22 protein-coding genes and 1 riboswitch are annotated in these 23344 nt (G+C 39.6%); of the genes, 3 read left to right on the top strand and 19 right to left on the bottom strand.

Annotated elements, in window-relative coordinates:
- Positions 1-25: 25 nt before the first annotated feature.
- The 3 genes from ACLIJJ_RS16505 to ACLIJJ_RS16495 form a co-directional block, all read right to left on the bottom strand.
- Positions 26-1324: an arsenic transporter gene (locus ACLIJJ_RS16505; RefSeq protein WP_233315381.1), complete on the bottom strand. Its 1299-nt coding sequence runs from the start codon at positions 1322-1324 to the stop codon at positions 26-28.
- 14 nt (positions 1325-1338) lie between these two features.
- Positions 1339-1698 (bottom strand): ArsR/SmtB family transcription factor, encoded by a 360-nt coding sequence (locus tag ACLIJJ_RS16500; RefSeq protein WP_251647624.1) that lies wholly within the window; start codon positions 1696-1698, stop codon positions 1339-1341.
- 246 nt (positions 1699-1944) lie between these two features.
- Entirely contained in the window at positions 1945-2799 is an 855-nt protein-coding gene (locus ACLIJJ_RS16495) for a YitT family protein (RefSeq protein ID WP_251647623.1), read from the bottom strand.
- A 326-nt stretch (positions 2800-3125) separates the two neighbouring features.
- Here ACLIJJ_RS16495 and ACLIJJ_RS16490 point away from each other — a divergent pair, with 326 nt between their 5' ends.
- Positions 3126-4124, top strand: a complete 999-nt coding sequence (locus tag ACLIJJ_RS16490) for a DUF3231 family protein (protein ID WP_411411312.1) — start codon at positions 3126-3128, stop codon at positions 4122-4124.
- Between the two features lie 44 nt (positions 4125-4168).
- Here ACLIJJ_RS16490 and ACLIJJ_RS16485 read toward each other — a convergent pair whose 3' ends face one another.
- The 5 genes from ACLIJJ_RS16485 to ACLIJJ_RS16465 form a co-directional block, all read right to left on the bottom strand.
- A complete protein-coding gene (locus tag ACLIJJ_RS16485) occupies positions 4169-4387 on the bottom strand; it encodes an RNA chaperone Hfq (protein ID WP_411411311.1) in 219 nt (72 codons plus the stop codon).
- Between the two features lie 127 nt (positions 4388-4514).
- Positions 4515-5879 carry a cytochrome P450 gene (locus ACLIJJ_RS16480; RefSeq protein WP_411411310.1) on the bottom strand — a complete coding sequence of 455 codons (1365 nt, stop codon included), beginning with the start codon at positions 5877-5879 and terminating at the stop codon, positions 4515-4517.
- A 126-nt stretch (positions 5880-6005) separates the two neighbouring features.
- Positions 6006-6554, bottom strand: coding sequence for a hypothetical protein (locus ACLIJJ_RS16475; protein WP_411229076.1), 549 nt, complete (start codon positions 6552-6554; stop codon positions 6006-6008).
- A gap of 142 nt (positions 6555-6696) precedes the next feature.
- Complete coding sequence (celB, locus tag ACLIJJ_RS16470) at positions 6697-8010, bottom strand: PTS cellobiose transporter subunit IIC (RefSeq protein WP_233315388.1); 1314 nt, start codon at positions 8008-8010, stop codon at positions 6697-6699.
- Between the two features lie 215 nt (positions 8011-8225).
- The gene (locus tag ACLIJJ_RS16465) at positions 8226-9470 is read right to left on the bottom strand and encodes an ATP-binding protein (protein WP_233315389.1); all 1245 of its coding nucleotides are present in this window, start codon (positions 9468-9470) and stop codon (positions 8226-8228) included.
- Between the two features lie 262 nt (positions 9471-9732).
- Here ACLIJJ_RS16465 and ACLIJJ_RS16460 point away from each other — a divergent pair, with 262 nt between their 5' ends.
- Positions 9733-10245, top strand: coding sequence for a DUF3231 family protein (locus ACLIJJ_RS16460; RefSeq protein ID WP_233315390.1), 513 nt, complete (start codon positions 9733-9735; stop codon positions 10243-10245).
- 44 nt (positions 10246-10289) lie between these two features.
- Here ACLIJJ_RS16460 and ACLIJJ_RS16455 read toward each other — a convergent pair whose 3' ends face one another.
- The 10 genes from ACLIJJ_RS16455 to ACLIJJ_RS16410 form a co-directional block, all read right to left on the bottom strand.
- Positions 10290-10751 carry a hypothetical protein gene (locus ACLIJJ_RS16455; protein ID WP_233315391.1) on the bottom strand — a complete coding sequence of 154 codons (462 nt, stop codon included), beginning with the start codon at positions 10749-10751 and terminating at the stop codon, positions 10290-10292.
- Between the two features lie 163 nt (positions 10752-10914).
- Positions 10915-11301: a hypothetical protein gene (locus ACLIJJ_RS16450; RefSeq protein ID WP_411411309.1), complete on the bottom strand. Its 387-nt coding sequence runs from the start codon at positions 11299-11301 to the stop codon at positions 10915-10917.
- A 24-nt stretch (positions 11302-11325) separates the two neighbouring features.
- Entirely contained in the window at positions 11326-11736 is a 411-nt protein-coding gene (locus ACLIJJ_RS16445) for a hypothetical protein (RefSeq protein WP_411411308.1), read from the bottom strand.
- Between the two features lie 2 nt (positions 11737-11738).
- Positions 11739-11951 carry a helix-turn-helix transcriptional regulator gene (locus tag ACLIJJ_RS16440; RefSeq protein WP_233315394.1) on the bottom strand — a complete coding sequence of 71 codons (213 nt, stop codon included), beginning with the start codon at positions 11949-11951 and terminating at the stop codon, positions 11739-11741.
- A gap of 148 nt (positions 11952-12099) precedes the next feature.
- Positions 12100-13419, bottom strand: a complete 1320-nt coding sequence (locus ACLIJJ_RS16435; RefSeq protein WP_341080700.1) for a GHKL domain-containing protein — start codon at positions 13417-13419, stop codon at positions 12100-12102.
- Positions 13420-13737: 318 nt separating this feature from the next.
- Positions 13738-14151, bottom strand: coding sequence for a GNAT family N-acetyltransferase (locus tag ACLIJJ_RS16430; RefSeq protein WP_233315396.1), 414 nt, complete (start codon positions 14149-14151; stop codon positions 13738-13740).
- A gap of 81 nt (positions 14152-14232) precedes the next feature.
- Positions 14233-15435: a diguanylate cyclase domain-containing protein gene (locus ACLIJJ_RS16425; protein ID WP_233315397.1), complete on the bottom strand. Its 1203-nt coding sequence runs from the start codon at positions 15433-15435 to the stop codon at positions 14233-14235.
- 147 nt (positions 15436-15582) lie between these two features.
- Complete coding sequence (locus ACLIJJ_RS16420) at positions 15583-16899, bottom strand: hemolysin family protein (RefSeq protein WP_411411307.1); 1317 nt, start codon at positions 16897-16899, stop codon at positions 15583-15585.
- Between the two features lie 244 nt (positions 16900-17143).
- Positions 17144-17608 carry a CBO0543 family protein gene (locus tag ACLIJJ_RS16415; protein ID WP_341080694.1) on the bottom strand — a complete coding sequence of 155 codons (465 nt, stop codon included), beginning with the start codon at positions 17606-17608 and terminating at the stop codon, positions 17144-17146.
- On the bottom strand, positions 17598-18095 hold the full coding sequence (locus tag ACLIJJ_RS16410) for a CBO0543 family protein (protein ID WP_411229089.1): 498 nt from the start codon (positions 18093-18095) through the stop codon (positions 17598-17600). The genes ACLIJJ_RS16415 and ACLIJJ_RS16410 overlap by 11 nt, the downstream gene beginning before the upstream one ends.
- Before the next feature lie 147 nt (positions 18096-18242).
- Positions 18243-18342: riboswitch (purine riboswitch) on the top strand.
- Between the two features lie 55 nt (positions 18343-18397).
- On the opposite strand from ACLIJJ_RS16410, the gene ACLIJJ_RS16405 reads away from it, so the two are divergent.
- The gene (locus tag ACLIJJ_RS16405) at positions 18398-19594 is read left to right on the top strand and encodes an MFS transporter (protein WP_411411306.1); all 1197 of its coding nucleotides are present in this window, start codon (positions 18398-18400) and stop codon (positions 19592-19594) included.
- A 190-nt stretch (positions 19595-19784) separates the two neighbouring features.
- Here the strand turns inward: ACLIJJ_RS16405 and ACLIJJ_RS16400 are convergent, their stop codons facing one another.
- A complete protein-coding gene (locus ACLIJJ_RS16400; protein ID WP_411411305.1) occupies positions 19785-23204 on the bottom strand; it encodes an NTTRR-F1 domain in 3420 nt (1139 codons plus the stop codon).
- Positions 23205-23344 lie beyond the last annotated feature (140 nt).

Here is a 23344-nt window from a genome sequence, read left to right as displayed (position 1 = left end):
TATACCCTCCTGTTTTAAACTTTCTTTATGAAATGATAGTTAGCCATAAGTATAGGCCGATAAGTGTAACCAGCAAGGTTGGCACAGTTAAAATAATACCTGTTTTAAAATATGCTCCCCAAGAAATCTTCACATTTTTTTGGGATAGTACATGCAGCCATAATAAAGTAGCTAATGAACCGATTGGTGTTATTTTTGGTCCTAAATCAGAGCCAATAACATTTGCATATATAAGTCCTTCTTTAATTACTCCCGCTGCATTTGTATCCGCAATTGCCAACGCATCAATAAGCACAGTAGGCATATTATTCATAATAGATGAGAGAATGGCTGCAATAAAGCCCATACTGATTGTTGCGACAAATAAACCCTGGTCTGCAGCTGCCTGAATAACACTTGAAAGCAAGTCTGTCAAACCCACATTTCTCAGCCCGTAAATGACTACATACATACCGATTGAGAAGAATACAATCGCCCACGGCGCTCCTTTGACCACTTGTTTAATCGAAACAGCCGGGCTTCGTCTCGCGAATAATAGGAAGATTGCTGCGATTGCAATTGCAATGAACGAAACCGGGATAGAAAGATATTCACTTCCAAAATAGCCTATCAGCAATACTGCCAGTATACCCCAAGACAGACGAAACATTTCTTTGTCTTTCAAAGCCTCTTTCGGAGCTTTAAGCTGGCTCCTATCATATGTTTTTGGAATGCATTTGCGAAAATATAAATATAGAACGATAATGCTTGCAAGTAAGGAGAAGATATTTGGAATAATCATCCTTGAGGCATACTCTGCAAACCCAATATGAAAGAAGTCAGCCGAAACAATGTTCACTAAATTGCTTACGACTAACGGCAAGGAAGTAGTATCTGCAATAAATCCACTTGCCATAATAAAGGGAAAAACCATGTTCTCTTCCAGCTTTAACGCCCTCACCATCGCTAACACGATCGGCGTTAAAATAAGGGCGGCTCCATCATTGGCAAACAATGCGGCAACAATTGCACCAAGTATGGAAACATAAATAAACATCTTCAGGCCGTTTCCTCCCGCAAACCGGGCCATATGTAAGGCTGCCCATTCAAAAAAACCAATTTCATCTAGAATGAGCGAAATAATGATAATGGCAATAAATGCAAGAGTTGCATTCCACACAATCCCAGTCACATCGACAACATCATGGAAGTCGACTACGCCTGCAAGCAAGGCTAAGACAGCCCCTCCACATGCAGACCAGCCAATTGACAGATTTTTAGGCTGCCATATAACAAATGTAAGTGTTACTAAAAAGATAATAATAGCTAAAAATATTTGCAGCAAAATGTTAACCTCCACTATATACAAGTAATTCTAAGTCCACTTTCTTCCAGCCAGTCCAATTTAGCCTGCTGACTTGGAACATGCTCTAATAAGTCGCTTATTAACGGATAGCAGTTACTAGCCCTATTTATAGAATAAACGACCCATTGTCCCTGTCTTTGCTCTTTTACTAGCCCAATATCCTTAAGCTTTCTTAAATGCTGACTAATTGCTGATTGGGACATATTAAAAATATCAACAAATTCACAAACACAGCAATCCTGACTTGACAGCATGCTTATCATGGACAATCTTGTTTTATCCCCTAACAGTTTTAAGACAAGTGCCGTTTCTTCTATAGCTGCCTTATTAAAAGAAGTACCCTTATTTGTCATTTTCAAGCCATCTCCATTCTATCTGCACAATAGGATATAAGCATATGCTTATATCCTAAATTACATTATCATATGTGTCAATGACATTTAGTTTTACCTATTGTCAGGCTTCATAATTAAAACATTACATTAATTTATAGAACTATTAATGCCGAAATAAAAAACTGCCAGCAACTATTATCTTTTGACTGGCAGTTTATGAATGTTTTTTCAAAAAACCTTCTGATGCCCTGCGGGATACTCATCTCATCCCTTCCCTAAACTAAGACTAGGCGGCACAAACCCTTCTCCAAATACTTCAGTTGCATCACTCATAATAATAAAAGCACTATGGTCAATGCTTTGAACCAATGTTCTTAATTGATTTACCTTTGCTGTATCAAGAACAATCATCAAAATGATTCTTTCTGTATTCGTATATCCTCCTGCACCTGTCAGTTTTGTCATGCCTCTGTCAAGTTTATGTAAGACAGCATCGCTTATATTTTGTTCATAATCTTTAGCTGTTATGATATAAGCAATCTTCGGTCGCTTGTGTTTCCCTTGAACAACATCCATTGTTTTGCGTGTTACAAACGCCCCTACAAGAGCGTATAATGCATTCTCTGCTGAAAACACTAAACCGCCTGCAACCATGACAAGAGCATCTAAACATACAATAGTTGTACTATGCTTAACTGATTTATACTTATACAATAACTGGGCAATCAACGTAAACCCGCCTGTATTACCGCCTGCCCGAAACACTATTCCAAGCCCTATTCCTACTCCCAATCCTCCGAATATTGCAGCCAAGAGCGGATCGTTAGTTAACACCGGCATGCCGCTTGTAAGCAATACGAATAACGGTATTAACAGTGATCCAATAACGGATTTCAAGAAAGAATTCTTTCCTAAAAAATAAGAGCACACAAGCAACAAGAGCATGGTCGCTACCCATAACAGCATCGTTGACGGCATATGCAAGATAGAGCTTAGTACTAGAGCTGCACCTGTTAGCCCTCCTGATGCAATATGATTTGGCCCTTGCAATAACGTAAATGATAAAGAAATGATAAAAGTCCCTATTATTAATAAAAGGTAATATTTTATTTGCTTCATATTATTTCCTCCCTTTCTTACAAAAGCATTATAAACACAATTTCACTTTAGCGCAATAAAGTGAATTAACGCTTTCATGTATTTACACAGCTTTGCTTTCCTGCTTTTATTTATCAAAGCAAAAAAGGAGATGTGCAGTTCATGCACACCTCGTGTATTAAAGGAGTTTAGGTTTGTCATACATAGAGATATGTGATGAATTATCCTGATACTATCCTATTCATCTTGTCCATTCTTGTACAGGCACTTGCCCTTTCGCTAAAAAAAATTTATTAAAATAACTTTTACTGGATAACATAAGGTATAAAAGTTAGGGAGGTAGCGACATGAATTCGAGGGACGTTCCTATCACTTCATCAGAATTGGCAAATTTGTGGATGACTTATCAAGAAAAGACAATGATCCTCAGAATGCTCGAGCATTTTTTAGAACATGCAGATAGTGAAGCAAAACAGCTATTACAAACCCATTATGAGAGTGCTGGTAAAGCTATTGATATCATTACAGAAATTTTCAAGCAGGAAGGTGCAGCTATCCCTGTCGGATTTACAGCAAATGATATAAATAAAGGAGTTCCTAAGCTGTTTGATTTCCTCTATGATATTATGTATTTACATATGATGACGAAAGTGGAAATGAGTTTATTCTCCCTGTTCTGCGGCATTTCCTATCGCAGCGACATTAATGACCTTTTCATCAGTTGGACAGCTGAGTCACAAGCCCTCAATAATGAGGTGACCCAATTCCTCCTTGAAAAAGGCGTGCTTGTTCGTCCAGCTTTTGTTTCGATGCCAAAAGAGGTGCATTTTGTACAGGAAAATCATTATCGAAAGTTCGGATTGTTTGGAGAAAAGAGATCGTTAAATACAATTGAGGTTTCCCTTATTCATCATGCTATTGAAACCAATTTGGTTGGAATGCAACTAATGATTGGCTTCGCTCAAGTTGCGGAGAATAAAGATGTGCAACAATACCTTGTTAAGGGCATGAAACTATCGAAAAAAATCGAAGTCGATTTAGGCGAATTTTTGCGGCAAAGCTATATTGAACCACCTGCAACACATGCTGGTAAAGCAACTTCTTCCCAAATCGCACCCTTTTCTGACAAATTAATGATGTATAATACCAGTTTATTGACTTCCTTTGGGCTTGGCACAAACGCAATCGGCGGTGCCTTCAGTTTGCGGAATGATCTGCCAGCGAAAATGTCATTACTGGCAAAAGATATTTTTACATTTGCTCAAGAAGGTGGAAAAATTTTGATAAAAAACGGCTGGATTGAGGAGCCTCCTCAAATGGAGGACCGAAATCAGCTGACTCAATAAAGTGGAAAATGCCCCTAATATAATTGTTATTAGGGGCATTTCTTTTAAAATTTTATTAGTTGTTTCCCTGCAGATATTGTGCTGACAGCGCTTTTAAAGACTAACTGCTGCTTACCATCTACTTCTAATAATAATGTGTATGTATCATTCCCTTTAATCTTACATCTGATTGGAACACCTTTTTTTCCCATAAATACGGTTACGAATATCTCTGTTTCGATGATGTTACGGATGATGCTGTTTTGTAAATCAATAACTGCCATGTTAGCCCTCCTTCTTTGTCTTATATTTATACTTTACTACAATGAGTCACAACTTTTGAGAATTTTTTAGCTGGATTAAAGAAATCCAGCATCTATCCGTCTTAAGAATACATGCTGGAGCAGATTTTTAGGAAGGATTTCTTTTTTGCAGAATCATTCGCAGTCCGCTTCTTGGCCTAAGTGTAATGGATGGAAATGTTTTAATTGGATGATGATTTGGCGCTAATTTAAATTTGAACCGTTGAGCTACAGAAACAAGGACAAGCGCTGCCTCCATTATCGCAAAGTGATTGCCAATGCATACTCTTGGTCCTCCGCCAAACGGAAAGAATGCATATTGGGGAATTGTCTTAATAAAATTATTTTCAAATCTTTCTGGTATGAACGACTCCGGATCTTGGAAGTATTCTGCCTTTCTATGCATCGCATACTGACTGACAAGAATCATATCCCCTTTTTTAAAGCGATATTCACCAATCTCAACATCCTTATCCACTTTCCGGCTTGTTACAAAGGATGGTGGATACAAACGCAAGGACTCCCAAATGAGGTTTTGTGTGTAGGTTAATTTCATAAAATCAGAAGGAGCTGGTGGTTTTTTTCCTAGTACACTTTCTATTTCACTAAATAACTTCTCTTCAGCCTCCGGATGCTGAGATAATAAATACAATGTCCAGGACAGTGCGTTGGCAGTCGTTTCGTGTCCTGCAATAAAAATAGTCATTACCTCATCTCGCACCTGCTTGTCTGTCATCCCGATGCCATCGACATCATCTCTGGCATCCATTAAAATACCAAGCATATCCTCATGCTTAACTGGGTCCTTTCTGCGTTTCTGGATTATCTCCATAACGACAGAATCGAGTTCCCTTATCGCCTTCTTCGTATCACGATTAAGCTTTGTCGGAACCCATAACGGCATTTTTTTAAGGCTTCTCATTCGTTTAACTGCTAATATTAAAGCAGTTTCAAGCGGTTTTCCGATGACCTTGTAGCCTTCTTTAAAGTCCATGTTGAACATTGTTTTACAAATAATTCCGAGTGTTATGTTCATCATATCATTCGTGATAATTCGTTCTTCCTCGTCTTTCCATGTTGATAAATAATCATTCGTTATATCTATCATATCTTGTCCATAATCCATGATATGAGATTTTTTGAATGCTGGTTGGATCAGCCTCCTTTGCCGCATATGGAAGTCTTTATCACTCGTGAGCAGACCTTCACCGAAGATTGGTTTTAATGCTTTAAAATCATCAGATTTAACAAAGTTTTTCTGCTTTGTCACCAGGATTTGCTTAATCATATCCGGATTTGATACTAAGAAGACATTCTTCAAAGGACCTAAACGAAACTTTGCAACATCACCATATTCAGCCGCCATTCTTTCAAGGAATGCAGGCGGATCTGCTCGGAATTCAGCCAAATTGCCTGTCAACAGCTTCCCTTTTGGCCCTTTTGGTGTTTTAAATATGGCAATCTCGTTACTCAACTATTTTTCCCCCTTTAAATTCCCATACTTCTTTTATAGTATGGTGCAATGTTAAAGCAGGATTGTACTTAAGTGGAGGACAGTAAAAAAGAGGACATAATAATTACAATACCGGCACAGACTCATTCAATCATTTGTCTGTTCGATTGTTTGTAAGCGTCCCTTTTCTGGAGTTCGTTCATTCCAGGCATATTGTATAATGTATGTTTTATTCTCTTCTACCAATTGAAATTCATTAAAGGATACATTCAGCTTTTTATTTTCTATTTTAACATAGTATCTTCTATCTTCTTCAAACTTTTCTTTGATTGTATACGCCCCAAAAGTAACCATTTCAGTGGATTGATATGCCGTAATATAGATAATGACAGAGAGAGACGCAATGATGAATATTGCTTTAAAACTGATTCTTTTATAACGCCTCCCTCTCCTCAGCAAAGTCCTAATGAACAAATAAAGATAGAGGATGAATAGAATTGGCACTACATATACGGCCATAATTATAGGTATTTTCAGCATTTCGAGAAGTGCATCATTATGAATGAAAAGAGCTTGGATGTTTTCAACTTGCGAGCAAATAAAGCCTATATAAATAAATGATAACAACAAGTATAACACCCATTTTTGAGCAGCAAACCTTCTATCTGTTTCTTTCTCTATATGATTTTGACTCATTTTGTTTCTCCTTTAAAAAAGTAAGTTCATTATTTAATTCTATAGTATGTAAGAAATTCCCTTCACCTGCTCTTAATTAGTCAGAATGATGTAATACTTCCATAAAAAAATACGCGCCCATAAATGGACACGTACAAATAACTTACTCTTTCCCAGATACCGAATTTTCTTCCTCGGCTTTCTGTTTATCCCATATTCTAAAAAATGGGAAGTAAATGATAAAGGAAAGCAGAATAATGACTAATTGAAGGATTGCTCCTGAGATACTGCCAGTAATTAAATAGCCTTGAATAATTGGCGGCATCGTCCATGGCGGCACAATACCGATTGGCTTGGCAACAAGTCCTATATCCATAGAAACATAGGCGACTATAACAGACAGAATTGGTGTCAACACGAATGGTGCCATCATTAAAGGGTTTAGTACAATTGGCATACCGAAAATAATTGGTTCATTAATATTAAAGATACCTGGGCCTATACTTAACCGTCCAAGCTGTTTCATTTGCTGGCTTTTTGAAAAAAATAACATGGCCAGCACTAATCCTAAGGTTGTTCCAGAGCCGCCGATAAAAATGATGTCATTAAATTGATCTGTCACAATATGCTCTACAGGTTCACCTGCTCCAAAGGAGATGGCATTTTCGTTTGTTAACGTCAGCCAAACTGGTGTCATTACAGCACCAACTATGCTTGCGCCATGCAATCCTGTCGTCCACAGCAAAGTAATAAGGAAGAAAATAAAGATTGTTCCTAACAAACTTGTTCCTATTTGTGTTAATGGCTCTTGCAGTAATACTGTCACGATATTATGCAAGCTGCCAAAATCCCCTACATTTTCAACGATTAGTCGTAAAATCCACACTACAGAAATCGCAAAAAATCCAGGAATTAAAGCGGTAAACGACTTCGCAACAGCAGGTGGAACTCCGTCTGGCAATGTGATTACGATGTTTTTCTGCAATATTTTCCGATAAATCTCTGTACATAATACTGCTATAATCATTCCAACAAACAATCCTTTACTTGTGAAAAGGGCGGTTTGATAGGCTGTTTCAACCACATCAACCCCTTCTGGCGTTTTCCCAATTACATAGGAAACAAAAGGTGTTCCTACAAAGTAGGCAGCTAGCGAAATGGCTCCAGAAGCGAGCGGATCGACCTTATACGATTCGGCCAGCCGATAGGCAATACCAAAGGTTGCAACTAATGCCATGATTTCAAATGATCCTCGATACGGGTAAAGAATGCTTGCTTTAAGCTTCGGATGCTCCGCCATATAATCTAAATAACCTTGAAAAGGCAGATTTGCTAATATCAAAAATACAGAACCGATAATAATAAGGGGCATAGAAAGGATAATACCATCTCTTAATGCTTGTAAATGTCTTTGCTCAGCTACTTTCGCAGCGACAGGCATTACTTTTTCTTCTAAAAACGTATTAAGCTTACTCACATAAATACCTCCTCACACATAATGAAAACGGTTACATTATTATATGTGCAGATTCTAGATTATGTGATATTTTTAAAATTATTTTTTATATTTACCTGCTTTATCCGATAGAATTTATCAACTTAGTAATGTCTCTATCAAATCAACTAGCAACTAAGCATTATACCCGCTTATTAATAAAACAGCTGCTTTTTACAGCAGCTGCCTTTCAAATACTAGATTGCCGGCAATAAAATAATAAATTCTGTCCCTTTGCTTCTTTCACTGTTCACCATAATTTTACCATGAAAGGAATGAATGATTTGAAAGCTTACCATCATTCCCAATCCTGTTCCTTTTTCCTTTAAGGAGTAAAACGGCGATCCTAGACTGTCTATTTGTTTTTTCGTCATGCCTATCCCTTCGTCTTTGACACTGATCTTAATTTGACCGTCAGCTGTTTTTGAACAAGTGATCCAGACCGTTCCACCGTGCGGCATAGCTTCAACGGCATTTTTTAAAATATTGATTAATGATTGATTCAATTTTTGGGAGTTGGCAAATATCCAGCATTCGTCCGTCATATCTGTTTTTATACGGACATTATTGTTTAAAGCATAGTTTTCAAGAATATTAATTACCCGTTCTAACTGGTGTGCGGCATTAATTTTTCCGTTATTATTTATGGCAGGCTTACCTAATGATAGGAAATCATTGATGATGTCGTTTGCTCTGTCTAATTCTTCTATTGAAATCTTAATATACTGCTTTTTAGTTTCTGGGAATTCGGGATCATCTAGAAGCTGCAGAAAACCTCGGGTAACTTGCATAGGATTTCTAATTTCATGTGCAAAGACACTTGTAAGTTCACTTATTACTCGTAATTTTTCCGCATTTTGCAACTCAAGGCGCAGCTGTTGTATCTCTCTGATTGTTTCATTTAACATCGTAAAAAACCACGTTACACATACAACAAATAATAGATGAATAATCTGTACTTTCAATGTATCCAAAGAAAATCCACGGATTACTCCTAAAAAAGTGAGGCCAACAAGACAATAATATGAGGAAAGACCTACTGCGATCATAACCCTCTTATCTTTTGATGAACGAATAAATAATCTTTGGAAAAAGAAAATAACCGGCATCGTTAAGAGCAGAACTAATACTGTATTGTAAAAACCTGCACTGATCCCAAAATTAAGACGGTAGACAATAACTAGACCAGATAGTAAAATGCCTGGCCAAAATCCTCCATACAACGCCCCAAATAGTAAAGGAATAATTCTGATATCCAATCTGTTTTCACCAAAATTCAGCGGAAAGGACATGCATAACAAAATTGAAATTCCCCATAATACGGTCATTAGTATCGTCTTATTTCTATCACTCTTTACTCGTTCAGTGATAATTGTGAAATAAATAAATATGGGCAACACCATTAGCGTCATTTGTAGTAAAAAATCTTTTAATATACTCATATTGGCTACCTTTCCAAGTTAGGAGCAGTTTTGTAAAAATGCTAAATTTGACATAATTATACTCTATATTTATCATATTTTGTCGGTTTTTGCCGAAAAAAATATTGTTCGACATGATTTTCATATCACATAAAGAGTATTATCTCCTTTCTATTGTTTCGGCAGAAAACAACCTCACTTTTATCTACATTCCGACAAATAATAAAAAAAAATGTGGTTAATCTAATTAAGTAAATAGTTTAACTAAATTAGGAGGATTATTATGGGTATTTTAAGCGGCAATCCGAAAGATGAACCACTGCATTATGGTGAAGTTTACGATATTTGGTCATCAGTATTTGGAGCTAATGGTATGATTGGCAGTTATCAGATCATGAAAAACCATACAGGTGACGATGACTTGAAAGAGCTGCTGGATGAAGCAATCAATTTATGCAAAAAGCAAAAAGAACAATTAGAAAAAATCTTGAAAGAAAATGGAATTGGCTTACCTCCAAGCATGCCAGAACCGCCAGAGGCTTGCTTAGAAGATATCCCCGTAGGTGCCAGACTTCCTGACCCTGCTGTTGCTAGTGCATTATCTCTTGATTTAGCTGCAGGGCTTGTTTTAATGAGCCAGATTATGGCCAAAGCCATTAGAGAAGATGTTGGGATGATGTATGAGCAATTTCATACTCAAAAGACCGCCCTTGCTGCAAAAATGCTTCGTTTAAACAAAGACAAAGGCTGGCTTGTACCTCCGCCGCTGCATGTAAATAAACAAGGTGATTGTTAAAAAACAAACCTGTCCACTTGCTTTAGTTGGACAGGTTTGTTTTTTTATCGTCTCGTCTGCTCATATAAATACTGCACACCGTATAATAAGTACGCTTTGTAATTTAAATATATAAAAAACTGAATATGATTTAAGCCATTTAAACTAATAATCCGATATTTTTTTAAAATATCAATTAACAAAAAGGCAAACAGTCCATCTGAAAGGAGATTAAGCAACACATACTTTTTAAAGTTTCCATACGAATATTTTAAAATCCACATAGAAAGGGGCATATATGGACCAACACTAAAAGGAAGTTCATCCTTTAAGAAGGATTTATGGCCATCGTATGTTTTCCACCAATTCCGTCTATGTCCATAAATATGATTAATGATTTCAAACACGACAATAAAAATACCTGAAACAGAGTAGCGTTTAAAGCTTTTCTTCCCGATAAACAGCAAAGTGAGCCACGGGAAAATAATAATGGATAAATTAAATAGTAAATGCCTTCTTGTAATCATGTTATTTCCCCTTTATGCCGATTTCTAATCCACCATGTTATTTTATGGCATTTTATTTATTCTATACTGTTACTCTAATTATTCTTAGTTTTGACTTAAAACTTAAAAAGACCCTTCTACTCGATAGCAGAAAGGTCTTGTCAGTATATACTATTTTTTAAAATCATGGAGCCAGTGAAACAACCCAAAAATGACTGTTGGCTGCATCAATCACCGTTTCTGAAAACTGGATATCTTCTTCTTGCTCTGGAAAAAAGTAAGTGTATACCATAAAGCCCTGCACAGCCATTTCTCGTAAATTCACACTTCGACCGATCGTAACAAAGCGGCTTTCGGTTTCCTCGGCATGCTTCTTAGCAAACTCCGTTACGAGTTCATCTTTTTCTTTAAGATATGCAAATACCTCCATTGGTTTTGAGCCTTTTGGAATTCTAACCTTTTCTTTTGCAAGAAAGTATGTTTTATTTTTAAAATCGATTTTGGCAAAATTAGTTCTTCTTAGTGTTTCGTTGATTTCTTCTATCGATTCTTCATTAAGTTTTAAAATCACAGACTTACCTCTTTCTAATATAATTTATAGTCTTTTTATAACAAAGGCGCCAAGAATAACGACAATATAGATTACTCCTAAACAGACGATCAGCAGCCCTGTTTCAATTAAATGAATACCCATAGAGTAGACAACTATTAATGCGGCGCCGCTTCCTAATAAGATAACATAAAGTGTTATCATAAAATAACGCTTTAAAAGCATAATACTGCGTTCATCAACCTCTGGAACATTACCATTTCTCTTTTTAGATAACTTAGCAGCAATGAAATAAAACAACAGACCTATAGCTGTACCAACTACGACAGCACCAGCTAAGTCATAGTCAAATCCGCCTGTTTCACCTCTAATTAAATATACTCCTAACAATCCGCCTGTTAGATTACAACAAACCATAAAGACTAAAGCAATTATCAGCAGCTTGTTTTTTTTCATAACTACTCTCCTTTCGTCTTCTCCAAATAAAATAACTCTTCAATTGGAACATCAAAATACTCCATTAACTTTAAAGCTAACTCAAGGCTGGGATTATACTTATTCTTTTCAATTGCATTGACAGTTTGTCGAGTAATTTGCAAATCCTCCGCTAATTTAACTTGAGTTATCCCTTTTTTCAAACGAATTTCGCGAATATGGTTTACCACTTTCATATACATGCCTCCACACTGGAAGTAAAGATATCTTTACACTTATTATATGCAAACCAACTAGGATATGTAAAGACATCTTTACACTTAAGTGGAGAAAAGTAAAAAAACGCCAGATGAAAATCTGACGTTTTTCCTAAAAAACTTTATTTTAGTTACCCTTATTTATCGGAATAGTGACTCTTGCGATTGTCTGATTATTATCAGAGGTAATAGCTATTTCTCCACCGTACCTGCTTACAGTTTCCTTTACAATAAACAGACCTTGTCCTCGCAGTTTTCCGTGCTGTTCTTTTTTTGTTGAGTAGCCGCTTTTGAAAATAAGGTCTTTATCCTTATCCCGAATAGGATTTCCAGTGTTAGCTACTTCAAAAATATAGTGTTTAGCATCGACTTTACACACAATCTTCATTTTTCTTTTCTGCTCTGGCAATTCTGTTGTAGCATCAATCGCATTGTCTATTAAATTGGATAATATCTTAATTAAATCTGTTGTCGTTAAAGTAGAATATGAATCTTGGACTACCTCAAACTCAATATGTATTTGATGATTTTGGGCAGCCAGCTTTTTCGTTTGCAACAGAACCGAAAGTCCTGGGTTATTAACATCTAATGCAATAGATTTAATCATATGAATTTCTTTAGCAAGAATGGATAAGTATTCAAGTGCCTTATCTGTTTGGCCAAGTCTAAGTAAACCATGAACGACCTGAATATGATTGGAATAATCATGGCGTAAGGATTGAACAGATGACACTAATGATTGCAGTTCAGTTTGATAGGTATCCTCTGTATCGCCTATTTCCTTTTTTAATTCTCGTGAATACCAATTTTGCAGAACAAAAAAAGCGGCAACCATCAGGATAACAAATAGACCATTAAACACAAAGCTTGAAATACTGCTTCTTAATGCTTTATCACTAATATTATTAACAATGTCTGCACTTATATCAATACCAAGATAGCCGATAATTTCATCAGACTTATCCTTAATCGGCACGCCAACCGTTAAATAATCACCATAAATCGGGTCTGAAATAATGTTTGTGGAAAAAATTTTCCCAAAGTAGGCCATTCTAACTTGTTCTTCTGGAACAGTACAAATGCCCCCGATTGGAAATTCCTCCTTTTCCTCATCTGACATGGCGACAATCATTGCTCTTGATACATTAGGATTATTAACTAATAGTGTGTACACATGAAGTGCACCGTTTTTTTCCCTGGCATCCTCTAAATAACCCTTCACTTCATAATAATATTCGTTTTTCACTGGATTTCTTAGAAATAACTTATAGGTTTCTGTATCCATTGAGGCAGCAATTGATTTGGCAGCCTCTATATTTTGATTCACAACGGAGTTTACCGCTGTTTTTTTTATATTAAAGTAGGAAGAAAAGATATTAACAATCATAAACATTACTACTATAAGAATGGATAAAAGAAAGATAGATTTTAATTTTTTATTTTTCATTGTTGCATCCTCTTTAGTACTTTGTCGAAATTAACTCAAAACGATATGATATCACTATATTTACCTAGTTTACCATACAATCTTAAACCTTTCGTACTAGGAAGCTAGATTTATTTTATTCAGAGCTTAATAACTAGGAATTAATAACCAATTGGGTTTTAAAACCATTTTAGAGGTTAGTATTGGGAAAGGAGAGAATGTGGGGGATTAGGCTGTTTTTTTATTAAGTGCTTAGTTTTTCAAGTAACACCAGCAATATGCCAACAAGAATTATCTCCCAAATGCCAGCCCTTCTAGCGAACAAAATGCAAATAATGCTTAGCCAATTTCTCTTTCCATAATCACATACTCTTTGTCTTCTTTTTTAAAGCTTTCGCCTGTTTCATGCAAACTGAATTTCTGATAAAAAGCCGCTTTATTCTTTCTCGCATTACACCAAATTTTCTTTATGCCAAGCTTTTCTGCTTCCATTAGTACATATTGCAATAATGCACTGCCATATCCCTTGCCTTGTTCTTCTGAAAGTGTGGCAAATTTGCGAAATTGAGCTTCCTCATCTGAAACAAACAGAGAAATAACCGAAACTAGGTCGTTTCCTTTAAAAAGCCCATAGTGGATTCCTGTATCATCATCAGCTAACTTAATAAAGTCAAAATGCTTTTCAGGCCACATCACCTTATGCCTAAGCTCCCATGCCTTTTCTTTATGTATGGCCGAAATGATAGTTTCCATAATATCTCTCCCTCCAAATATATTTAAAGGCTGTCATGCAAGAATATGGTGACAGCCTCTAAACCTCGTTTCTTATTCTGTTCATTTTAGTTGATTTTTGGCGCGGTACATCTCCGCATCTGCTTTTTTAATCAGTAATTCAACAGAGTCACCATCCACTATAGAGATTGATAAACCGATGCTTGCACCAATCTTTAGCTGTTTGCCCTCAATAATAAGTGGTGCTGAAATTGCTCTCTTAATGTTTTCCATGAGCAATTGGAGATTAGCCTTGTTTTCGATATTGGCGCAAATAACTGTAAATTCATCCCCGCCCCAGCGAGCAACCAATCCCTTATTTCCAATGGCAGCGGAAAGTCGGTTCGCTACTTCAATTAGAAGCTGATCACCTATTTCATGGCCAAAATTATCATTAACGAACTTGAACCCGTCCAAATCAATCAACATCAGCCCATGAACTTGCTGCTTACTATCATCAAGCAGCTCTTGGACTTTTTGTTTGAATAATCTTCGGTTTGGCAGTTCTGTGACAGAATCGTGATACGCAAGGTGGGAAATTAGTTCCTCAGCCTCTTTGCGTTCCGTCACATCTCGACCGACGCCAATCTTTTGCAGGATATTCCCAGACTCATCACGGATAACTTCAACTGTTGTTTCATACCAGCGATATTCACCATTCTTATGCAGAACTCGTCCCGTAAATCGTACTGTATCCTTATCAATATGGTAAGTATTCTGAGTATCAAGCAGCCTGGCATAATCATCAGGATGATTAAAGTTAATCTGTGGTTGTCCAATAACCTCCTCTGGTGTATAACCGAGCAGTGCCGTCACAGTTGGTGAAATGTATGTAAACATTCCGTCGCTTGAGAAGGAAGATATAATATTTTGGGATTTTTCAGAAATGAGTGTGAACATTTCTTGTATATTTAATAATCCCCTGTTCTGTTTCAAGTATTGGGTAATATCTTCGAATGTAAGCATCTTGCCAACTTCTTTTCCTTCACTCATAAGGGGTATAACTGTCAAATTTACATATAAAAGCTGCCCCTGTTTATGCGGAATGGCTAATCTTTGCCGAGAATTGTCAGCAGTGCCATTCATTAGCTGCTTTAAAGGAATTTCTAACAGCTCTTCTTTTGTATAACCAAATATATTTAAAACAGCAGCATTTGCGTCTACCATTTGACCGTTCATATCCATAAGAATGATTCCGTCTGGATGATAGTCAAAAAAACGTTGAAAGACACCATGTTGCTCTAATATTTTATTTTGCAGTTCCATGTAACTATCCACCTTTAACGACATCTGGACTATTGAAAATTATTAAATCTTATCCTTTTATTATATTTCCTGCTTACAAATGAAAGCAAAGGAAATTTCTAGTTTTTGATGATAAAAAAGATGACTGCGAACAGTCATCTTCACTCTTTATATATCCTCTGTTTTTTCTTGTTTTGAAATCAATACTTTATCCACTCTAAATTGATCCATATCGACTACTTCCAACACTAAATCCTCGATTTGAATTGTATCCTTCACTCTCGGTATATTTCCTAAGCTATTGGTGATCAATCCGCCAAGTGTGTTATACCGTTTATTCTCTATATCTGTTGCTGTTTTCTCTAACCCGAAATACTCTAGAAAAGTATCGATGGAAACGAGCCCATCTGCCAACCAGGATGTTTCTGTTCGTTCAATGATATGAGGCTCCGCTTCATCTTCTCTCTCCGGCATATCTCCAACTATATTCTCCACAATATCATGAAGTGTGACAAAACCTTCTATTCCTCCGTATTCATCAATAACAATCGCTTCATGGTGACCAGCATTTTTCAAGCTTTCAAGAGCTTGATACACTTTCATTGCTTCTGGCAGCACTAATGTATTTTCTATACAATCAGCTAATTGGAAATCTTGGTTTGCAACCATTTTGGAAAAAACATCTTTAGTATGAATTATCCCCTTAAAGTCATCTAGACTCCCCTTTCCAACTGGAAACTTAGAAAAAGGACTCTGTTCCATCACACGAATACTTTCTGAAAACGAATCTTCTAAATCAATCCACACTAATTGCGTACGTGGTGTTAAGATATCTCCAAGGCGCTTGTCTCCTAAGTAAAAGATTTGTTCTACAAGATCTTGTTCAATCGCTTGAACCACTCCGCTGTATACACCTTGTTCAATTAATTGAGTGATTTCTTCTTCCGTAACATCTGGTTCAGCAGCAGGTTTAATTCTTAAGAGGCGTAACACTAGTTCTGTCGATTTACTTAAAAACCAAATAATCGGCTTGCCTATTTTTGAAAAATAATACATGGGTTTAGCGATGAGACAAGCAACCTTCTCTGGATTTCCCATCCCTATCCTTTTCGGCACCAATTCTCCAATAATTAATGATAAATAGGTAGATAAACCAACAACGATGATAAAACTTATTTCATAACTGAATCTTGACAGCACTTCTATTTTCTCGACGTAAACAGCTAGTTGACTGGCAATCGTTGCTCCTCCAAAGGCACCAGTTACAACCCCGATTAACGTTATACCAATCTGAATAGTTGACAGCAGCTGATTCGGATCTTCCGCTAATTTTAAGGCATACGCTGCCCGTAAATCGCCACTTTCTTTTATTCTTTCGAGTCTGTTCTGTTTAGAAGTAACAATCGCTATCTCCGTCATCGCAAATATTCCATTTGCAATAATTAATATGAATAAAATAAGAATGGAAACCCATATGCTCTCCAATAGACTGTCACCAACCTTTGGTAAAATGTTTTATTATTATTTGTTAATACCCGTTTTATCAAAATTATCTCGTGTAATGACATATAATTTGGGTGTTATAAGGTATTTTTAAGTCCTCGGTTTGTTATATGAGCAAAAAGCGGACTTTATTGTATGTTCCTACAAAAGAACTCTCAAGTTGGCTGGTCCTAAAACTCATTCTCGTTAATGTATTCAAAAAAGGATAAGCAAGGAAAAAAACTTTTTAGAGTAATCCCTTATTAAACCAAAATACAAATCTTCTTACGATATATAACATAAAAAAGTTAATGCCTACACTTAAGAAAAAGTTCCAATGCTTAAATTCAATGAGCGAACTATATTTATTTAATAAAAAAGTATAGGTTGCTAAAAGCAAATTGAATAGAAAGGTATGAAAAAATTTTCTTAATGTGCTTTTATCTGTCGGATAATAAACAATAAAAAAAACAAAAAATGTAGGATATACTGCGTAATGCAAAGAAAAACTTAGTTTAGTCGCCTTTGCAAACTCTCTGTATGGAAATTCCAATAGTCCAAACAATACCTGTATATACTCATAAGCCCATGCGATTGTGGAAGAAAACAAAAATGCTATGATAGATACTCTAAGATATTTCTTCGGAATTAACAGCAGTAATAAACCTATGGAAATTACCCACGAGACGATTAAGATGAGTTCATTTTTCATTCATTTGCACCTGTTTTAGACCTTTTTTAAACCATTTATAAGCACTATCATTTAAAAAAAGAGCGATATTCACGGTAATAAATGTCCAATACCAGTTCCATTTTATATATTTCACTAATGCTGTAAATTTCTCTAAAAGCACCTCAATTGTGGTAAAAAAACCTGAAATTCCAACATAATACAATATAATGATTAGCCAATGTTTACTTCGCGGAAAATATAGGCTAAAAAAGATAGCTACGACTGGAAAAAAGAAAAATTCAAACGAAAAGCTAGACTTATTATAGGAGTTTGTATTCGGTAATAACTGTGTCGGATACTCAATCCACCCTAACTCCACTGTAAATAAGCCGGCCGGCCAAGTAATAACCTGTAAGAATAAAAACAAAACCCACGCATCTCTCCACTTATGTTTAGGGATAAATCGCCATAATGCAAAAATACAAATTATAATAAAGCCGATTAGAAACCATCTTTCAAAATTCAATTAAGATCACCAAGAATATTTTTAACTTAGTTTGTTGAGATTATGTATTTATCAACTTAAATATAAATTTTTATCGCCAATTTTACTCATACAAAAATTACTACTTGAAAAAACAGCTAGGAACTAGTACACTTACACAAGTGCTCATTTAACTTCATATCAATACCCTGTATAACCTTAAGAATATGGCTTAAGGGTCTCTACCAGGAACCATAAAATCCTGATTACAGAAAATGATTTAATCATTTTTTGTAATCAGGATTTTTTTATTTTATTTAATTAGAAAGGATGTTTTCTCTAATATGAATTTAAAGGTTTTTATACTCGCAATATCTACAGTCGCTGTTGGACTTGTAGAACTTATTATAGGCGGAATACTGCCGACAATAGCTGACGATTTTAATATTTCCTTAAGCACGGCAGGACAGCTCATTTCTGTTTTTGCACTTGTCTATGCAGTATCTGGTCCTGTTTTACTTGTGTTAACCAGTAAAATAGAACGAAAAAAATTATATCTAGTGTCTTTATTTATTTTCTTTCTCGGAAATATCATGACATATTTCAGTCATACCTTTACCTTTATGATGATTGCCCGAATCCTGACATCAATGAGCACGGCATTAATTGTAGTATTGTCCTTAACACTTTCTGCTAAGGTAGTCGCTCCTGAACATCGTGCAAAGGCTTTAGGACTTATTTACATGGGGATTAGTTCATCACTTGTGATGGGTGTGCCGCTTGGAATACTCATTTCCAATTCATTTGGCTGGCGGATTATATTCTTAGGAATAGCGGTTTTATCAATCGGTTCCTTTGTACTTATTTCCGTTTTTCTAGAAAAAGTTCCGGGAGAAAGCACCATCCCACTTTCTCAACAATTGCGGGCTGTTGCTAGTACAAAAATCGGCAGTGCCCATCTTGCTACTATGTTTATGCTCGCAGGTCATTATACGATTTATGCATATTTCACACCATTTTTAGAAACAGAGCTTCACCTAAATTCTAATTGGATTAGTCTTTGTTATTTATTATTCGGACTTGCTGCAGTTAGCGGCGGTGCATTTGGTGGAATATTATCAGACTCTATTGGAGCACAGAAAAGTATTATCGTAGTTATCAGCGCATTTGCTGTAGTACTTTTCTTATTGCCATTTACAACTTTCTCACTTATCGTATTTATCCCAATCATGATGGTTTGGGCAGCATTAAGCTGGAGTCTCGCACCGCCACAGCAAAGCTACTTGATTCAAACAGACCCAGCCACATCTGACATCCAGCAAAGCTTTAATAATTCAGCATTACAAATAGGGATTTCCTTAGGCTCTGCCTTCGGCGGAATTGTGCTAACACAAACCGGAACTGTTTCCAAAACAGCGTGGTTTGGCGGTGTCATTGTCATCATTGCCTTATTATGTGCAATCTTCTCACTAACTCGAAAAACAGTAAATAGATCGAAGGCAATTGTAATTTCATCCGTACAAGAAGAAAATATTAATTAGTTCTAGAAATACAAGTAAGACACTATTCTTCAGATGTGTTTTACTTGTTTTTTATTATTTTTAGAACTTTTCTAATGGATTTTTTCTTATTGTATACACATCAAACTTGCTGAGACATCTGCACTTATGTAATAAACCATTTATTATAAAAAGGATGAGGAATGGGAAAACCCATTCCTCAATAAAAATCCTATTGAATGAAGCGAGTAACATTTAGCCATCTTACTTCAGAAGTTACGGTTGTTACTGCTGTTGCTGTTGTTGTTTGTATGTTTACTGTATAAACGATATTCCCAGATGTAACAGGAGGAGTATCGACATAGCTGAACGAATCATTAAACCTTTCAATAGCTCCAAGAATACCAGCACTTCCCGCTCTTGTAACAGTCTGTTGCGCAATCGCTGTACCATTCCTGCGAATAATAATATTGAAACTTATGCTGTAAGATAAATTCAAGCCAATAACAAAGGCCAATTGCTGTGAAGTATCAATCTTTATTTCATTATTACCTGTGACCGCAATACTTACTGTATTTACAGTCGTTTCTGTACCTAATGGAATTGCTGCCGTTGTAGTTGGCTGATCAAAAGTGAGAGCGGCTATAGATGGGAAACCGGCTGTACCTGCTGGGCCAGTTGGACCGGTTGCTCCTGTTGGACCCGTTGCTCCTGTTGGGCCCGCTACTCCCGCTGGACCTGTTGCTCCTGTTGGGCCCGCTGCTCCTGCTGGACCCGTGGCTCCTGTTGGACCTACTGCTCCTGCTGGACCCGTGGCTCCTGTTGGGCCCGCTACTCCTGCTGGGCCTGTCGCTCCCGTTGGACCCGCTACTCCCGCTGGGCCCGTGGCTCCTGTTGGACCTACTGCTCCTGCTGGGCCTGTCGCACCTGTTGGGCCGGCTACTCCCGCTGGGCCCGTGGCTCCTGTTGGTCCCGCTGCTCCTGCTGGACCCGTGGCTCCTGTTGGACCCGTGGCTCCCGTTGGACCTACTGCTCCTGCTGGGCCCGCTGCTCCTGCTGGACCCGTGGCTCCCGTTGGACCTACTGCTCCCGCTGGGCCCGTGGCTCCTGTTGGACCTACTGCTCCTGCTGGGCCTGTTGCTCCTGTTGGGCCCGTCGCCCCTGTTGGGCCCACTACTCCTGCTGGACCCGTGGCTCCCGTTGGACCCGCTACTCCCGCTGGGCCCGTGGCTCCTGTTGGACCTACTGCTCCTGCTGGGCCTGTTGCACCAGTTGGGCCAGCTACTCCCGCTGGGCCCGTGGCTCCTGTTGGACCTACTGCTCCTGCTGGGCCTGTTGCACCAGTTGGGCCAGCTACTCCCGCTGGACCTGTCGCACCTGTTGGCCCCGCTACTCCCGCTGGACCTGTCGCCCCTGTTGGGCCTACTGCTCCCGTTGGACCGGCTACTCCTGCTGGACCCGTGGCTCCCGTTGGACCCGCTACTCCCGCTGTGCCCGTGGCTCCCGTTGGACCCGCTACTCCCGCTGGGCCCGTGGCTCCTGTTGGACCTACTGCTCCTGCTGGGCCTGTCGCACCAGTTGGGCCAGCTACTCCTGCTGGACCCGTGGCTCCTGTTGGGCCCGCTGCTCCTGCTGGGCCTGTTGCTCCTGTTGGACCCGCTACTCCCGCTGGGCCTGTCGCACCAGTTGGGCCCGCTACTCCCGCTGGACCTGTTGCTCCTGTCGGACCCGCTACTCCTGCTGGACCCGTGGCTCCCGTTGGGCCTACTGCTCCTGCTGGGCCTGTTGCTCCTGTTGGGCCCACTACTCCTGTTGGACCCGTGGCTCCCGTTGGACCCGCTACTCCCGCTGGGCCCGTGGCTCCTGTTGGACCTACTGCTCCTGCTGGGCCTGTTGCACCAGTTGGGCCCGCTACTCCCGCTGGACCTGTCGCACCTGTTGGCCCCGCTACTCCCGCTGGACCTGTCGCACCTGTTGGGCCTACTGCTCCCGTTGGACCGGCTACTCCTGCTGGACCCGTGGCTCCCGTTGGACCCGCTACTCCCGTTGGACCCGCTACTCCCGCTGGGCCGGTGGCTCCTGTTGGACCTACTGCTCCTGCTGGGCCTGTCGCACCAGTTGGGCCAGCTACTCCTGCTGGACCCGTGGCTCCTGTTGGACCCGTGGCTCCCGTTGGACCCGCTACTCCCGCTGGGCCCGTGGCTCCTGTTGGGCCCGCTGCTCCTGCTGGACCCGTGGCTCCCGTTGGACCCGCTGCTCCCGTTGGACCCGCTACTCCCGCTGGGCCCGTGGCTCCTGTTGGTCCCGCTGCTCCTGTTGGACCGGCTTCTCCCGCTGGACCGGTCGCTCCTGTCGGACCGGCTACTCCCGCTGGACCTGTTGCTCCTGTTGGGCCTACTGCTCCTGCTGGGCCTGTTGCACCAGTTGGGCCCGCTATTCCCGCTGGGCCGGTTGGTCCCGTGGCTCCCGTTGGACCCGCTGCTCCCGCTGGGCCCGTTGCTCCTGTTGGTCCCGCTGCTCCTGCTGGACCTGTTGCTCCTGTTGGACCGGCTTCTCCCGCTGAGCCTGTTGCCCCGGTTGGTCCCGTTGCTCCTGTCGGACCCGCTTCTCCCGCTGGACCTGTTGCTCCTGTTGGACCCGCTACTCCCGCTGGGCCCGTGGCTCCTGTTGGACCTACTGCTCCTGTTGGACCTACTGCTCCTGTTGGACCGGCTACTCCTGCTGGGCCGGTTGCCCCTATTGGGCCCGCAGCTCCTGCTGGACCCGTGGCTCCTGTTGGACCCGCTACTCCTGCTGGGCCTGTTGCACCAGTTGGCCCCGCTACTCCCGCTGGACCTGTCGCACCAGTTGGACCCGCTACTCCCGCTGGACCTGTCGCACCTGTTGGGCCTACTGCTCCCGGTGGACCGGCTACTCCTGCTGGACCCGTTGCTCCTGTTGGACCCGCTACTCCCACTGGGCCGGTTGCACCTGTTGGACCCGCTACTCCCGCTGGACCTGTCGCACCTGTTGGGCCTACTGCTCCCGTTGGACCGGCTACTCCTGCTGGACCCGTTGCTCCTGTTGGACCGGCTACTCCTGCTGGGCCTGTCGCTCCTGTTGGTCCCGTTGCTCCGGTCGGACCCGCTGGACCTGTCGCTCCCGTTGGACCAGTAGGCCCCGCCGGACCAATTATTCCAGTAGCAGATAACAATGCTACATCATCAACTAAAACATCAGAAGCGCCTTCTAAAGGTATTACGTTTATAAGCAAATATGCCTGTGTTGTTCCTGCCGGGGCTATTTCGGTAGTTAAATATATTTCCTTCCATGTGCTAATTTGAGCATTTGGAAGCCTGTTTGGAGGTATAAAATTTGAAGCACCTGTTCCTAACAACTGTAAATTTTGTCCAAAAAAGAAGACTTGAATTAATACAGCAGGCGCTTGAAGACTATTGGGGCGCGCAAGTGAAAGAATAAGCTCTAAAGTATCACCAGTAGCTGCAGGCACGAACTGACCAATATAAGAAGGAATTGTTCCTTGCTGCAACAAAGCTGCATAAGTGCCTGAATGAGAGTTAACATTGGTAGTAGTCGAATTAGATCCAGTAACCCAGCCATTCAGGTTTCCAGTTTCGAATCCACCGTTCGTAATTAAATTCAGTAAACTCATTTTTCTCTCCTTTCAAAGTAAATACTTATCCGTATATACTATGAAAAGGAAAAAATGATGGATAAGCTGTTATCCTTACTCTGATGATGTTTCTTGCTTTTTTTATCATATAAACTACTAAGCTCCTATTTTAACTTTTA

The organism is Niallia laureatilytica, assembly GCF_046613985.1.
Taxonomy (GTDB): Bacteria; Bacillota; Bacilli; order Bacillales; family Cytobacillaceae; genus Niallia.
Note: the sequence above shows the minus strand (reverse complement) of the source record. Positions and strands in the feature narration are given on the sequence as shown.